This is a genomic window from Flavihumibacter sp. UBA7668, assembly GCF_002483205.1.
Lineage (GTDB): Bacteria > Bacteroidota > Bacteroidia > Chitinophagales > Chitinophagaceae > Flavihumibacter.
Genome location: NZ_DLHM01000004.1, coordinates 535,604 through 550,992, shown reverse-complemented (window position 1 = coordinate 550,992; position 15,389 = coordinate 535,604). Strand labels below are relative to the sequence as shown.

At 41.4% G+C, this 15,389-nt stretch carries 10 protein-coding genes; 1 reads left to right on the top strand and 9 read right to left on the bottom strand.

Features of this window, described 5'->3' with window-relative positions; translation table 11 throughout:
• Positions 1 to 20: 20 nt before the first annotated feature.
• From B2746_RS10475 to B2746_RS10465, 3 genes are read right to left on the bottom strand one after another with little or no spacing between them, the layout of a single operon-like run.
• Positions 21 to 1,130: a hypothetical protein gene (locus B2746_RS10475; protein WP_290793187.1), complete on the bottom strand. Its 1,110-nt coding sequence runs from the start codon at positions 1,128 to 1,130 to the stop codon at positions 21 to 23.
• A complete protein-coding gene (locus B2746_RS10470; RefSeq protein ID WP_290793184.1) occupies positions 1,127 to 3,313 on the bottom strand; it encodes a hypothetical protein in 2,187 nt (728 codons plus the stop codon). Before B2746_RS10470 ends, B2746_RS10475 begins: the two co-directional genes overlap by 4 nt.
• 51 nt (positions 3,314 to 3,364) lie before the next feature.
• Positions 3,365 to 4,525 carry a hypothetical protein gene (locus B2746_RS10465; protein ID WP_290793182.1) on the bottom strand — a complete coding sequence of 387 codons (1,161 nt, stop codon included), beginning with the start codon at positions 4,523 to 4,525 and terminating at the stop codon, positions 3,365 to 3,367.
• Positions 4,526 to 4,768: 243 nt separating this feature from the next.
• Between B2746_RS10465 and B2746_RS10460 the strand changes: the two genes are divergently transcribed.
• Positions 4,769 to 5,572, top strand: a complete 804-nt coding sequence (locus B2746_RS10460; protein WP_290793180.1) for a hypothetical protein — start codon at positions 4,769 to 4,771, stop codon at positions 5,570 to 5,572.
• A gap of 17 nt (positions 5,573 to 5,589) precedes the next feature.
• On the opposite strand, the gene B2746_RS10455 is transcribed toward B2746_RS10460, so the two are convergent.
• The 6 genes from B2746_RS10455 to B2746_RS10430 form a co-directional block, all read right to left on the bottom strand.
• Entirely contained in the window at positions 5,590 to 7,044 is a 1,455-nt protein-coding gene (locus B2746_RS10455; protein WP_290793178.1) for a glycoside hydrolase family 30 protein, read from the bottom strand.
• A gap of 29 nt (positions 7,045 to 7,073) precedes the next feature.
• Entirely contained in the window at positions 7,074 to 7,916 is an 843-nt protein-coding gene (locus B2746_RS10450; protein ID WP_290793175.1) for a glycoside hydrolase family 16 protein, read from the bottom strand.
• Between the two features lie 9 nt (positions 7,917 to 7,925).
• Positions 7,926 to 8,774 carry a hypothetical protein gene (locus tag B2746_RS10445; protein ID WP_290793172.1) on the bottom strand — a complete coding sequence of 283 codons (849 nt, stop codon included), beginning with the start codon at positions 8,772 to 8,774 and terminating at the stop codon, positions 7,926 to 7,928.
• 36 nt (positions 8,775 to 8,810) lie between these two features.
• The gene (locus B2746_RS10440) at positions 8,811 to 10,325 is read right to left on the bottom strand and encodes a RagB/SusD family nutrient uptake outer membrane protein (RefSeq protein ID WP_290793169.1); all 1,515 of its coding nucleotides are present in this window, start codon (positions 10,323 to 10,325) and stop codon (positions 8,811 to 8,813) included.
• A 24-nt stretch (positions 10,326 to 10,349) separates the two neighbouring features.
• Positions 10,350 to 13,469 carry a SusC/RagA family TonB-linked outer membrane protein gene (locus B2746_RS10435; protein ID WP_290793166.1) on the bottom strand — a complete coding sequence of 1,040 codons (3,120 nt, stop codon included), beginning with the start codon at positions 13,467 to 13,469 and terminating at the stop codon, positions 10,350 to 10,352.
• A gap of 140 nt (positions 13,470 to 13,609) precedes the next feature.
• The gene (locus B2746_RS10430) at positions 13,610 to 15,376 is read right to left on the bottom strand and encodes a cellulase family glycosylhydrolase (protein WP_290793164.1); all 1,767 of its coding nucleotides are present in this window, start codon (positions 15,374 to 15,376) and stop codon (positions 13,610 to 13,612) included.
• Between the last annotated feature and the right edge of the window lie 13 nt (positions 15,377 to 15,389).

Below are 15,389 nucleotides of genomic sequence, written 5' to 3'. Positions count from 1 at the left end.
CGATAAGGTTTAGGCTTGGATTATTTCGATTGAGTAAGCTGAAACTTCAAATAGTATTTCTTACCCAAATCATCCAACTCAAGTATATAATCCTGTTTTTTTCTAATTCCGTTAATTGATGAGAGGGGAATTCTAAGGTAATTTGAACCCTGTGTCAACGGTAATTGAATTGGGGAAGATAAAAGTGCTTGTCTTTTCCCATTTTTTATCTCAAATAGTAAAATACTGGCATTGGTATTGTTCTGATCGTTAGTAAACACAAACTGAATATCACCATCAAGCAAAACAGCATGCCCCCCCATATTTTTCTTTAATACAGCATAGGTCCCTTTTCGCCTTCCAGGAATTTCTGTATTCCTGCTTATCTTAAATAACCAGATTTCACTATGGGAAACAGGCATTAAGTTATTTAATGCCGTAACCTGCCAGGCATACAACTTTGAACTATCCAGCTTTGGAAGTGATAAAGGGTATTGAAATGAATTGCCAGGTAAACTTCTCTGAATCCAAACAGGCACATTAAACTGAATAGCATCAGAAGCACTTTGTGTGGGCAACACTTCCACCATTTTCCAATCATATCTTAATCCAGATATCAGGGTTGTTGACATGGGTGCAGTCCAGGTAAAAAAAGGATGTTCCTCTTCTATATTGTCTTCATTTTCCGGTAGAATTAATTGGGGTGGAGATAATGGCTCCACCTCGAGTGTTTCACATTGCTCTGCAACTGTTTCAAGTCCATCATTATTTTGCCAATAGAGGGTATAACAAATATTGAATATGCCAACCGGTAAAAAACCATCTGGTTGTGGATCAACCGGATAATTAGCATTTACCGTCTGGTAACTGATTGGACTCAGCTGGTTCTGAGTCAGCAACACAGCCCCCTGATTGATCAGGAAAAATCTGGATGTACCACTCAACACCAATTGATTGGATTGTAAATCAGAAATTGTAACCACCAAACGAACATTCATCTGTTGTGAATTCGAATTCATAATGGATATGTTCCACAATTGTGCTTTTGAAAACACTCCGGGAGATGGAAGCTGACTTTGCAGTACAATCTGGGCATTCAAATCAATTGTAAGTCCCATTAATATGCCGACTATGATACTTATATATTTCATAATCCTGATTTTGATCTTTTTGCTTTTGTTGAAAAGTCAATTGTTTTTATAAATAAGATGGAAGCCATATCATTAAATCGCAATCCGTTTAGTTCTGTTGGTAAAAATGATTTATCCCATTGCAATTGAAACTGGTCTCCTTTTCTAAGCTGGATCGACAGATTACCACTACCACCCACTTTGTAAACCTGGTTATTATACCTGCCAAGTTTAACACCCACTCCTATTTGCAAGCAATTCTTAAATAATGGAAAATTCACCCGATTGTCGAAAGCCATAAAATTATAAATGGCATTCCTGGTATCACTAACAGAAAACTGACTGGTGAATACTTTAAATAAAAATGTCTGATTGAATAACAGGGAGCGCACATTATTATATACAAAAGCCGATTGAGTAGAATTAAGGTTTTGGTTAAACAGAAGCTGTGTACTGGTCATTATCTTACCAATTCTATAAAAATGGAATACCTGCGCTGTAATTGTCTGAAATCTGGCTTCCACAACCTGTTGTCCCACTAATGCATATTGAGAAACAGGTATATATCCAACCATCAAAGAGGGCCAGCTTGGTATACGCAGACTAGCCGTAACTGTTTTAAAAACAATGTTGGATTGAAAATTCTGAGTAATAAAAGGATTACTGAAATCTTGTTTTCTTACTGCTGCGGATAATTTAAGCCGGTTTTTCCATATTGACTGGTCCAATTTAACATACCATTGTTCCTGTTCTGTATTGACCTGCCAGGTACTGAAAGATTGAAAATTACTGCCTGATTTCCTGTATAATGCATCTACTCTTGTACCGGTCTTATGAAAATTCAAATTTACCCTTATGGCTGTAGCCAGATTAGCATCTTTAAAAGAGCCTATTTTTGTTTGACCCGGAATATTTTGTGGCCTAAAATCAGGAGAACTGGATTGAGCTAGCTCAGCTTTTATATAACCATATTTTGAAAATTTTGTCTGCCCCTCTAAAACAGCGCCGGAAATCCGCATTGTTATTCCCTGATTAAACTGACTGCCGAGCAGTTTATTACCATTGAAATAGGATACGGCAAGGTAAGTATCAGAAAGCTTTCCAACGCCAAGTTTTGCTGACCAATAGGGCGCCCATTTTTTAGCTTTTGGACTTAAACCTACATCCCGAAACCGGTAATCCAAACTACCTATGGCGACTCCGATTATATACCAGCTATTATAAGTAAACTGCAATCCATTTAAACTCATATTTCGCGATGTGAGTTCACCTGCATCAAGAGGTGCCCTACCCAATCGAAAACTTTGAATACCAGAAAACAATTTCAACCACTTTGATAATTGAGCATTTTTTAGTTGTTTTTCTACCTTATTATTCAATGCTAATTCTGATGTCAATTCAAGCAGGGAGAGGCGCTGGGCTTTTAATTTATAGCCGTTAATCTGGGTCCTTGCCATACCTAATTTTTCATTCACAGAATCTATGGATCGCTCATACTGATTCCACCTGTTTTCAAATTTTTCAATAAGCGACAATAATTTGTCTGCTCTGTCCCGGATGGAATCGTAACGTTGGACATTCAAACTGTCGGACAATGAATAATCAAATGATTTTTCTTTAACCGAAATGATCTCTTTTAATTCCAATTTGAATTGATTGATATCCTGTAATGAAGCTATCGATTCCAGCCTGGCTAATTTATTCCTGTAATCCGCAAGTTCATTTTCCAATTCGTCGGAATATTTTCTTTTCAAATTCAAAAAGTAGGCGTCTAAAACTGCTTCCCTGTTTTGATTACTAAATGTTTGTTTATCATATATTAATTGCACATCCAGTATTTCTCTGTAATAAGGCGAATTTGTTGACCTCCCCCACATAGTAATACCCACAGGAAAAAAATCAAATAGCTTAATCTGCTGTTGATACATAAACTGCCTGTTGGAAAGTGACCCACCGATAAACGGAGTGTCAATGAAAGATTGATGGGTATATTGCATGCTTAGCAAACCATTCCCTAATGAAAGGAAAGGCTTATTAAAAGACGGACGGTTAATTGAAATATTACTTACAAGCATTCTTTTACGAATATTCCTGGTATCATTATCACCAGTTGTATCAATTTCATTCCATTGTGTAAGAAGAATATACAGACTGTCTGCTCTTTGTGCTTTCACGTCTGTAGTGAGCAAACAAAGCACTGCCATGTAAACATATACAATGGTTACCCTTTTCACTTTTCAATAAATAAATAGAAATTAATTATTGGATTTACCTGCTTCTTTGGTCAGCATCGCTTCCAATAACTGAGTTAATTTTTTATTCTGCTCCTGTATTGCATCAATTTGTTTTTGTTGCTGTATACTGTAAAGCGTCAACTCCTCAATTTTTCGCAAAAGAACAGCCTGATTATTTCCAAGATCCAATCCATCTTTTTCCACCTCAGCAGCGGAAGGAACTTCAGGCAAATGATGGTATTGCATAATATAAGATTCAACTTCATAAAGGCTGGGCAATCGATAAGTTGAACTGAAAACAAAGTCTGGCCAATTGCTCTGTGTAACTTTCACTTTTCTGGTAAACACATCACCATTAACGTGGAGAGCCGCTCTGTTTGCAGTGGTACCCAAACGAACAATTCCTGCACTATCTAATACCATTTTTTTCCAACCACCCCAAGCTGCATTGAATCCAGATCGAATCCAAACCTGATTATTATCTGAAAATGCGAGCTCATGAGACTTGCCAGTATTATCAGCGCTTCCCCCACGTAAACCAATAACAGATGACAGACCAGATCCTTCGCTGGCCAAATTAACTGTAGAATTATTTTTCAGTTGAACCTGTAATGATGTATTGTAATTAGCCGGACTTGTAGCTACTGCTCTTGTATCCAAAAATCTCATTCGTGAAGGACGTAATGGGGAAACCTGTAACTCTTTCGTGGAAGGATCCATGGAAACTATTGAATCGCGTAAAGTAGTAACTCTCGAAAATGCTAATCCATAAAATTTTCCAGTTCCATCTATTCTTAACCGTTCATTTGCATCAGCACCACCACCGGTATAAAATCGAATATTTGCATTAGCATTAACAGCAGCGAAATGCATCCCTGCACTTCCATCATAGGTAAAAAATGAAGCATTCGGCTTGACATGTCCATTGGCCGAAACACCACTGCCAACCGTACCCAGATACAGCGTATTGCCACTATTTGAAAAGGTTATTCTTCCCAAACTTGTAGTTGCCAGTTCCTGAATCATTATCTTATCCCAATCGTATCCCATAATGTGAAGCGGCGCTAAAGGAGTTGTAGAACCAGTACCAATACCAGCATTACCAGTCAGTGGAAAAGTATTTTGTGCTAAAGAGTTGATGGAAGAAATGAGCAGAATAATCCCAGGTAAGAAAGATTTCATGGTTAAGGTTTTAAGGAATTCAGAACGAAGAAAGAAAACCTATTTTGAAAATGCAATAGTAGAATTACGAAGTAAAATCAGTCCTAAGTAAAAATTATTAGTTGTTACGTCAAAGTATATGCGAGAATAACCTTAACTAGAAAAGTTTATAACACATTCACATCTTTAAACAAATTATGAGAACCTCAATTTTATTCTTAACTTCTATATTCTATAATTAAAATAAAATCAACCTCTTTAACAATGAAACAAAAAATTATTCTGCTAATTGTAGTTTTTTCATTTTTTGGATTCCAATCAAATGCACAATTAAAAGAGATTGCACGTGAAAAAAATTGGGAAGAAACAACGGAACCATTTCAGCTAACCGGCCCCTTGTATTATATTGGAACACTTGGATTGGGTTCTTTTTTGATTACAACAGAAACCGGTCATATCCTGCTTTGCACAGGTATGCCATCCTCCGGTCCGCAGATTGAACAATCCATCCGCACCCTGGGTTTCCGTCCGGAAGACATAAAAATCCTGCTTACTTCAAATGCACGCATTGATCAGTCCGGCGCACTTGCCTACTTTAAAAAAATGTCCAATGCCAATATGCTGATCATGGATAAGGATCAGTCGGTTCTTGAAAGCGGAGGCAGAGATGATAGTCAATTTGGAAACAACCCGGACTATCAATTTGAACCCGTACTGGCAGATCAGGTGCTAAAAGACCAGGATACAGTGAGGCTGGGCAAAATATTGCTGATTGCACACCTCACACCCGGACAAACACGTGGATCAACCACCTGGGAAATCATCCTTCCCGCAAGACCAAAACCAACAAGAATAGTTGTAGTAGAGCCTATGGGAAATGCAGAAAATTATAAAAGCAGTTTCGATAAACTGAAAAAATTAAAAGCCGGTATCTGGCTCTCACCACATACCGACTTCTGTAATTTCGAGTTGAAAAGAAAACGGTTCAAACAATACGGAATCGCCGCCTTTCATGATCCTTCCGGTTACCTGAAAAAAATAGAAGAAGAAGAAAAGAAGTTTCAGTAATACCAGAAAAAAAATAATTACCACACATAGGTAGCCACCGCTCCCCCACCCAATGTAGCAGTTGCATACCGAACCCCAAACTTGATTGAAAAAGTCTGGCTTCCCGATTCCTTATTTAATACAATCAATACTTTTTTCCCTTCGGGATTCTTAAAGGCAACAGTAAGCAAGGAAGATGTTTGCGAAGAGTTTATCCGAACCGAACCCGGACGTACGAATCGCGATGCATGCGCAATAATATAATAAGCCACATTCCTTGTCAGATTTGATCCGATCGTTAATGCACCCAAACAACTGGTACATCCTCCCGGCGTATGAGGATCATAGTTAGGATCTGCCGCCAGATTCCATTCCAATACATTTCGACTCCAGTTTCTGGTAGCTCCAATGATCAGGTTCTCTGTATGCCATTTTAAATCTTCGCCAAAATTACCCGGACCGCCAACCCATTGTTCTGTAAAATAAATATGTTTATCAGGATGCGCATCATGTACCTGCGATAAAGCATTGATGGTTCCTCCATACAAATGAAATGCAGAGCCATCCACATATTTGGCAGCATCCGGATCATCTAAAATCGCCAACGGATAATCCGGACGATCCGCATTATGATCGTAAATTATAATCTTCGTTTTAATATTTTCTGCAGCAAATACTGGTCCCAGGTGATTCTTGATAAAATCTGCCTGTTCCATTGCCTCCATTACCATACTCGGATTATTTCCGCCATGCAGGGGCTCATTCTGCGGAGTAATGGCATCAATTACAATGCCTTCTGCCTTCATGGCTTTAATATAGTTGGCAATGTATTGCGCATATACCCGATAACAATCCTTTCTCAGATTACCTCCCTTAAATTCCTTATTCGTTTTCATCCAGGCCGGAGCCGACCAGGGAGATCCCATGATTTTAATGGTTGGATTTAACTGAACAATTTTTTTAAGAATCGGAATCAAATGCACCCGATCCTTATCTATGGAAAAATGGTTCAGATTGAAATCCGTTTCATTCACAGGAATATCATTGTAACTGAAGGGCGCACTATCCAGATCAGATGCTCCGATACTGATGCGTAAATAACTTACACCAATAGAAGCACTGTCTGCCAGAAACAATTCTTTCAGGATATTATCTTTCTCTGTGGCACCTAAACCATTGATCAGTCCGGCACTACCACCAGTAAGAGTATAACCAAATCCATCTATAGACTGATAACTTATACTGGAGTCCACCGTAATAATCTGATGCCCCGGTTGTGATCCGGAAAAATTAACCGGAACAGTTTGCTTCTTAAAATAAATATAACGGGAAGGCTCGGTCAGATAGGTCATAATATCCGATGCAACCGGACCAATAGGCGGAGGTGTTTCACCACCATCGGAATCCTCCTCCGGTTTATTACATCCACATGCCGATAATAAACAGCAACTCAAAAAAAGCAATCCAACTCTTCGTATCGTTTGATAAATCATACCTCTTTTATTTTATTATTCACCATTCACTATTCACCATTCATCTTATAAACTCTCACATATTCCACCTCAAATACTGCCGGAAAAACAGTTGAATCAATTCCCTGAACACCACCCCTGTTTCCACCTACTGCAAGATTGATCAGCAGATGGAATTTTTTATCAAAAGGCCAGGCATCAATACCCTTGCCTTCATTGATATGTTCAAAAAGAAACTGGTTATCTATATATCCCCGCACGGCATAAGGGGTCCAATCGACTCTGTAATCATGAAATTCACTCATGGCCCCGGCTACTGTTCTGATGGCCGTTTTCTGGGTATTTTTAATATGATTATAAGACTCCGTATGTGTACTGATATGCACGCGTTCCGGATCATAACCCACATGCTCCATGATATCAATTTCTCCGGAGCGTGGCCAGTCGCCATATTCCCAATCGGTTGGTAACATCCAGATGGCAGGCCAGGTTCCTCTGCCCGATGGCAATTTCGCGCGCACCTCAAATCGGCCATATAAAAAATCAGCTTTTTTTCTTGACACCAGACGCGTTGAGCTGAATTCTTTTCCGTTGATCGGCTCTTTTACTGCAGTAATAAGCAGCTTTCCATTTTCGACGCGTACATTTTCCGGTCGGTCGGTATAATACTGCAATTCATTATTACCCCAACCGCTTCCTCCAATATCATAACCCCATTTGGCTGGATCAGGAACTCCGGCATTATCAAATTCATCCGACCAGGTCGGCGTTGAAGAAAAGGTCCATTTTTTATCTACCGGAAGAGTACTACTTCCACCCTGTTGGTCGGAAGAAGATGATCGGCCGCAGCCGATCATCAATAGTATTACAGAAGCGCTGAATAGTTTTTTCATAGGCAATACTTACATTCCTCTTAGTTCAATATTATCAACTGCCATACCGGTAGTTCCCAAACTTGCTCCACCCGTTTTTATCAACAGGTATTTTTCACCACCGGTTGTAAAGGTTACTTCACCGGCTTTTCCTACAATCGATCCGGCACATCCAATAGTGGAAATATTCCCACTGAAACTGGTATTGCCACAACCATTCCAGGTATTCATCCCGATATAGTTTCCCCCATTGCTATAATCAGTACCAGCTACTGGTTGTGTAGTTCCAAAATAAACTTCCAGCCAGGTATCTGTTGCACCGGAACCACTAACCGTCATGCCAAACCGATATTTCTTTCCTGCTACTACATTTACTTTCTGATAAATCGCAGCCTGTCCCCAGTTACCTCCTGTTGCTACCATTTTGCCATCATTGAGCGCAAATGTTACCCCATCGCTGATGACAATTTTTGTCCAGCTGGCTTCATCTTCCGGATTCATTTTTCCTCCTGCAATTAAATTGCCTGAAACAGGGTCACTGGTGGCAACAGTAATGGTTTGCGCAGGTGCATCATAAAATACACCACCTTTTCCCATAACCCGCATTCCTACAGAATAAGCACCTGCATCCGGATAAAACACGGTATCAATAGATTTACCATTGGCAAACCCTTCCCCCTTGTCAAAATTCCATCGGGTGCTGATATAACCTTCTGTTGTATTGCGAACGATATAGGAATTGGTTCTGCCCGTTACCTGTTCTATTTCAAAACTGGGACTCAGCACCGTTTCCAGACCATTGTTTGTATAGTCTTTTGAACAGGATCCAAACAACAGCAACCCGAAAGCTGCTGTTATTGTTCTTGATATAATTTTCATACAATTAGTTTGATGTGATGATCTTTCGTTGATTCATTAATTATAACCGGGATTCTGCACCAGTTTGGTTCCCTGCAATTCGCGTTGCGGAATTGGCCAGATTTCACTCTTACCTGCCTGGAATCCTCTTGGTCCGAGTACCGTTGCTGCATCATTCCAGCGTACCAGATCAAAGAAGCGATGGCCTTCTCCCGCCAGTTCTCTTCTTCTTTCCAGTTTGATGGCAGCAAGAGAAACAGGAACCGGATCCAATCCAACCCGATCACGCACCGCATCCAGCAATGCCTGTGCCCGTGCACCGGTACCACCCAAAGCTTCTGCTTCCATCAGATAGGTATCCGCCAAACGAATTACATAAGAGTTCTGTTTGAAATTCAATTCCTGTGCACCACCTCCTGTTCTTATATCGGCACGGGTTGGCAGGTATTTTTTCAGGAAATAACCGGTATTCTGATAACCTTCAATATAATCTGCCTGTCCGGCTGCTTTTAATGCTTTCAGATCAAATACGGTAGCATCAAATCTTGGATCATCTTTAATAAATTCATAAAAATCCTCGGTAAATACATTAAAGCTCCAACCAGAGGGTAAATCGGGTGCAGTGGAACCAGCGGGACGGGAATAACTTCTTGGTCCAACCATTACATTGATGGTATTCCCTTCATCTGCACCACTTCCCCAAAAGCCCCAATCTGCATTGGATGCATCGGTATGCAATACTTCCAGTACTGATTCTGAATTGAACTTATTTAATGGTTTCCATAAATCAGCAAAATTGGGCAGCAACTGGTAACCCAATGGACTAACGCCTCCGGGTGTTCCGTTTACCTCTGCAAACTGTGCTGCTGCTTCCTGGTTTTTATTCTGGTACAAATAGACTTTCCCAAGAATGGCCATACCTGCACCTCTGGTTAACCGACCTGCTTCTGTTCCTAATGCAAGGGTGGTTGGTAAATCAGGAATCGCTTCAGTCAGGTCTTTTTCAATCTGCGCATATATGGCACCGGGAGCAACCTGCTCCGGATCATAAATGGTGGATGTTGTTAAGGGTTCCAGCAACAATGGAATATTACCAAACAAACGAACCAGATTAAAATAATAGAGCCCTCTCAATGCTTTGGCTTCTGCAGTAAAACGTGCCCTGCTTGCTTCGTCCATATCGGTTTCACTGATGCGGGAAAGCAGACTATTGATCCGGAATATTCCCTGGTAATGATCATTCCAGAAACTACCCGGCACCGTTACTTCATCCAGTGTATGTGTCGAAAAATTCTGGATCCCGGCACCATCACTGGCACCACCGCCCCCTGCATAATGATCGTCTGATCCTGCATTCAGCATGGTAATCAGGTTTTCAAATCCACCTGAATTTTTTCGCATCACATCGTATGCACCAACCAGTGCCCCATAAGCCTGCGCACGATCAGCATAATAATTTTCAGAAAGGAACTGGCCCTTTGGCTGAATGGTTACAAAATCCTTACCACATCCGGTCATGATGGAAGTAAGGGCAATTGCCAGTATTGAATGTTTAATTATTCTTCTTTTCATAATTCAATCGTTGATAGAGTTTGATTAAAATTGAAGTTGGATTCCACCTAAAATTGAACGCGCCTGTGGATACTGACCACGGTCAATTCCAAATACCCCACCACCTACTTCAGGATCATATCCGGTATAACCGGTGAAGGTTAACAGATTCTCTGCTGTGATATACACCCTTAATCTGCTTACACTGATTTTCTTCAGGAGATCTGACGGTAATGTATACCCGATCTGTAAAAGTTTCAAACGCAGATAATCTCCTTTTTCCAAATAGAAATCAGACATTTTGCTGAAGTTTCCATTGGGATCATTACTTACCAGCCGGGGATAATCATTGGAGCTTCCCTCTCCTGTCCAGCGACCCAATGCTTTAGCCGGATAATTGGCTGTTCCTATATCCAGACGACGCAACCCCTGGAAGATCTGACTACCTGCAGCACCCTGTGTAAATACCATCAGATCAAATCCTTTATAATCAAGATTGATGGTTAATCCATAAGTCATTTTCGGAATATTTGTACCGAGGAATACACGGTCTTCCGCATTGATTATACCATCATCATTGGTATCCTGCCACCTGAAATCACCCGGACGTGCATTCGGCTGAATAACATCCCCTTTAGAATCAGTGTGAGCAAGAATATCTGCATCATTCTGGAATATGCCCATGGATTTGTATCCAAAAAAGGAGTTATAAGACTGACCTACTTGCGTACGGGTTACCTCTCCCATTGATTGGAAACTGGCTTCACCGCCAATGAAATTGGCATCAGCTGCCACATAAGTAACTTCGTTTTTCAACAAGCCCATATTTCCATTGGCAGCAAATCCAAGCTTTCCAAACTGTTTCCGATATCCCAATTCGATATCCACGCCAAGGTTTTGCATATCTGCGATATTTGCAAATGGTGCAGACGGCACACCCACATAACCCGGAATATTAACCGGACGTAAAATGCCCGATGTTTTCTTATTGTAGAAATCAACGGTCATATTCAGGTTATGGAAAAGCGTTGCATCAAACCCAATATTCGCCTGAGAGGTTTCTTCCCAGCGAAGCGCCGGGTTATCTAATGTAGTGGGTGAATATCCGGTAATCACCTGACCGGAATTTCCGAGTGAGTAATTATAACCACCACTGATAGTGGCCAGGTAACGGAAATCAGCCAGCGCATCGTTTCCTACCACACCATAACCACCCCTTATTTTCAGTGTTTTAATTACATTATTGGCGCCCCAGAAATTTTCATTGCTCACCACCCAGCCCATCGAGAAGGATGGAAATACGCCCCATTTTTGATCAGCACCAAAACGGGTGGATCCATCGCGACGGATAATACCGGTAAACAGGTATTTATCAGCATAGCTATAATTCACCCGTGCAAAATAAGAAGCGATTTTATGCTGAATGGCTTCCGATGCATAGGATACCCGGCTTGTTTGTGGAATATCAAATCGGAAGGAAGCATCCTTATAACTGGAGATAGGAAGGTTATATAAAGTAAGTCCAACATTCCCTCCAATATTCTCCACATAGGCACCTTGTCCAAGTAAAACACTCACATCATGATTATTGAATTTCTGACTATAATTGATGGTGTTTTCAAGGTTCCAGTTCAGGCTTTTATTTTCACCCTTACCATAATTGTTTTGTGTATTACTGTTGGTTGGATTCAGATAAAAAACCGGTGTAAATCCGATATTTCCCCAATAGGAACTCTTACCACCCAATGTGGAACGTACCTTGATATTTTTTGTAACGGCTGCTTCCAGATACGCATTTCCAACAAAATCATCTGACCAGTTATGATTACCCAACCTGGTTTGTATGTAAGCAAGCGGATTGGTCATCTCCTGTCCAACAATGGTGGAAATTCCATAGGGATTTCCGTTTGCATCGCGGAAAACCGGATTGGAATTATAGGGTGCACCGTTTGCTTCTGTAGGATCTGTTACCACTACTTTTGTTATCGGATCCAGGTTGATGGCTGAACTTAATGGTCCGCCAAATTCACTGTTGGTATTTCCCAGGCCAATTGATTTTTGTCTGGCATAGGAAAAGGTTTGTCCGAATGTAAATACTTTGGAAATTTTATGTGTGGAGTTGATACGGAAACTCTTACGGGTATATTTAGATATTTCCGTAGCAACGATTCCATCCTGATCCTGCATACCGAAAGAAAGGAAAAAGGTGGAACGTTCATTGCCTCCGCTCATGCTGATTTCATGTGAATAGCGGCGTGCATCCTTATTAAAGATCACATCCTGCCAGTCTGATCCTTTTCCGAAAGAAGACGGATCATTGTAAAGTGGTCCGCCGCCGCCTGCAACAGCCCGCTCATTCATAAGGGTAGCATACTGAGTAGCATTCAGCAGATCCAGTTTTTTGGCTGGCGCCTGTGTACCGTAAAATCCATTATAGGATACCGTTAGTTTACCTGATTTTCCCTTTTTGGTGGAAATCAGAATTACACCTGTTGCAGCCCGGGTACCATAGATGGCAGCAGAAGCCGCATCTTTTAATACCTCAATCGATTCTATGTCGTTCTGGTTAATGTAAGCGATACCGCCTGCATCTACCACTACTCCATCCACTACCCAAAGCGGATTATTTCCTCCACCAAAAGTAGTTACTCCTCGCACCCGGATGGTGGATGCAGAACCCGGTTGTCCTGAATTCTGCTGAATGGTAACACCGGATACTCGTCCCTGTAAGGATTGTTCAATCCGTGTGTTGGGAACGTTTTGTAATTCCGAAGCTTTCACACTTGAAATGGCACCGGTTACAACTGATTTTCGCTGTGTTCCATAACCTACCACCACCACTTCATTCATGGCGGCAGCTTCGGCAGTTTCCATTTCTACATTCAGCACCCGGTTGGATGGAATGCTTCTTTCTACCGGGTTCATGCCCTGGTAAGTAAAAATCAAAATGGAGTTTTCTGAAGGAACTGAAATACTGAAGTTTCCCGCATCATCGGAAATAGTGGAAACATTGCCGTCTTTAACCGTGATGGTTGCCCCCGGCAAGGGCTGGTTTCTGGTTTGCGATACCTTTCCCGTTACAAGAATGGATTGAGCAGAAACGGACAGCGTCAGTAACTGCATCACAATAACAGCCATTAACTGGCATAGCAATCTTTTCATCATAAGCAAGTAATTAGCGTAAAGAATTGTTAAAAAATCTGAGGACTAATCTAGTTGTGGTGCCTGCGCTTTCAAAACAATCCACCCCCTCAACACCACATCAATAAGTTGAGGAGGCCCGAATACAGCCTATCAATAACACATCAATTTGATTTTGTAAAGCGAATCGACTGGAATTCAATGCCACTTGTCAGGAATTTAACCTGTAACACCCTTTCTCCTGCCTGAACTGGCAGAGCGGGCAGTACAAAATATTTCCATTCCCCTTTGGTAAAGGCTTTTGGTACGCTGATCCGGTGTGCTTTTTCCTCGCCAATCAGCGTGAACTCAAGCGCTCCTTCCTGCGTGTGAGCAGACAGAAGCAGTTCAATTGTATAGGTTCCGGCTTCCGAAAAATGGACGGTGTATTGTAACCATTCTCCGGGTTCGGTATGCGTTATTGTATACTTGTTATTCTCCATCATACGGATATCTACCCCATCATTCCGATAGGCATGCCCCCTGTTTCCGGCAGATCCCTTTCCTGTTGAAACACGATAATTGGCCGTATCCAGATCAAAATAGGCCAGGCCATTGCGTCCCAGGTCATAATCTGCAGCAGAAAGAATGGTTCCATGTTGAATAGTAGTTGTTTTGTAGGGTATGGTCGCAGTAGAATTTACCTGGCGAAACATGGCATCTACCACATCAATATGTTGGATCGCCTTATCAAAATGCGTGTTTCGGGCAAGCTCCAACAATCCCTGGTAAGCAATTTCAGGTGTTGGCCTCGGGCCTTTCTTTGCCCAATAGTTCAAAACGGCATTGTACCCTTCCGTAGATTTTATTTCAAGTGGATTATTGATCCCGATCTTTTTTAATGGCCACCAGCACCAGCCGATATTATTTCGTTCCATCAGGGATATTGCCTGTGTAAACCAGGTATTGGAATTCTCTCCGGTTTCGCCGAGCCAGATCGGTACCTGGTATTTTTTTCTAAAATCAAGAAACTGCTGAATCGCTTCCTGTGTATTGTAATTCCAGTATTTATGAAAGCTCAGGGCCATGTTTTTATCCCAGGGTGGCAGTATTCCATTGTAATTATTACCCCATCCGTTTCCCTCAATTATTATTAGGTGGTTGGTATCCACCGACCGGATGGCGGTTGTAATATCCTGCATCAACTTTTTCAGGGGCTGATTCCCCTGTTCCTGCAATCCGTTTTTATCAGCCGGATCAGTAAAGCCCCAATTCGGTTCATTAATGATGTCGTAGGCTGCTATCCAGGGTTCATTTTTATATCTATCCGCAAGTTTTTTCCAAAGGGCGATTGTTTTTTGCAGGTTCTCTTCACTTTGCCATAGAAATGGTTTGGACGGATCCGCATCCGAAATATTCAGGTCATTCCCTTGTCCGCCTGGCGCTGCATGCAAATCCAGGATCAGATAAACCTGGTTATCCCTGCACCAGCTCAGGAGGCTGTCGGTGTATTCGAATCCCTGTTGAAGCCAGGTATGCTTTCCTTTTACCGGTTCTTTTTCAATGGGCAGGGTATATAAATTATAATGCATGGGTAAGCGTACGGAATTAAATCCCCATGCTTTCATGGCTTCAATATCTTTTCGGGTAGTATGGTTTGAGAGCCATTCCGTATAAAATTCCGCTGTTTTCTCCGGGCCAATCAGTTCTTCAATATGCTTCCGGATCACATGTTGCTGTTGTCCGATTCCATTTACTTTTAACATATACCCTTCCTGCAGCATCCATCCACCCAGTCCCATTCCCCGGAACAGGATATTCTGCCCATTTCTATCTACTATTTGTTCTCCAGAAGCCCGGATAAATCCCTGTGCCGACAATTGAAAAGGCAATAAAGGAAGCATCCAGATAAAGTGCAGGAGCAGTTTTCGAACCTGATTGATACGTTTCATTCTATGGCAATTA

Bases quoted from the DNA above. Each gene is read 5' to 3' on its own strand.
- B2746_RS10475 (WP_290793187.1), bottom strand. From the start codon at position 1,130: ATGAAATATATAAGTATCATAGTCGGCATATTAATGGGACTTACAATT.
- B2746_RS10470 (WP_290793184.1), bottom strand. From the start codon at position 3,313: ATGGCAGTGCTTTGTTTGCTCACTACAGACGTGAAAGCACAAAGAGCA.
- B2746_RS10465 (WP_290793182.1), bottom strand. From the start codon at position 4,525: ATGAAATCTTTCTTACCTGGGATTATTCTGCTCATTTCTTCCATCAAC.
- B2746_RS10460 (WP_290793180.1), top strand. From the start codon at position 4,769: ATGAAACAAAAAATTATTCTGCTAATTGTAGTTTTTTCATTTTTTGGA.
- B2746_RS10455 (WP_290793178.1), bottom strand. From the start codon at position 7,044: ATGATTTATCAAACGATACGAAGAGTTGGATTGCTTTTTTTGAGTTGC.
- B2746_RS10450 (WP_290793175.1), bottom strand. From the start codon at position 7,916: ATGAAAAAACTATTCAGCGCTTCTGTAATACTATTGATGATCGGCTGC.
- B2746_RS10445 (WP_290793172.1), bottom strand. From the start codon at position 8,774: ATGAAAATTATATCAAGAACAATAACAGCAGCTTTCGGGTTGCTGTTG.
- B2746_RS10440 (WP_290793169.1), bottom strand. From the start codon at position 10,325: ATGAAAAGAAGAATAATTAAACATTCAATACTGGCAATTGCCCTTACT.
- B2746_RS10435 (WP_290793166.1), bottom strand. From the start codon at position 13,469: ATGATGAAAAGATTGCTATGCCAGTTAATGGCTGTTATTGTGATGCAG.
- B2746_RS10430 (WP_290793164.1), bottom strand. From the start codon at position 15,376: ATGAAACGTATCAATCAGGTTCGAAAACTGCTCCTGCACTTTATCTGG.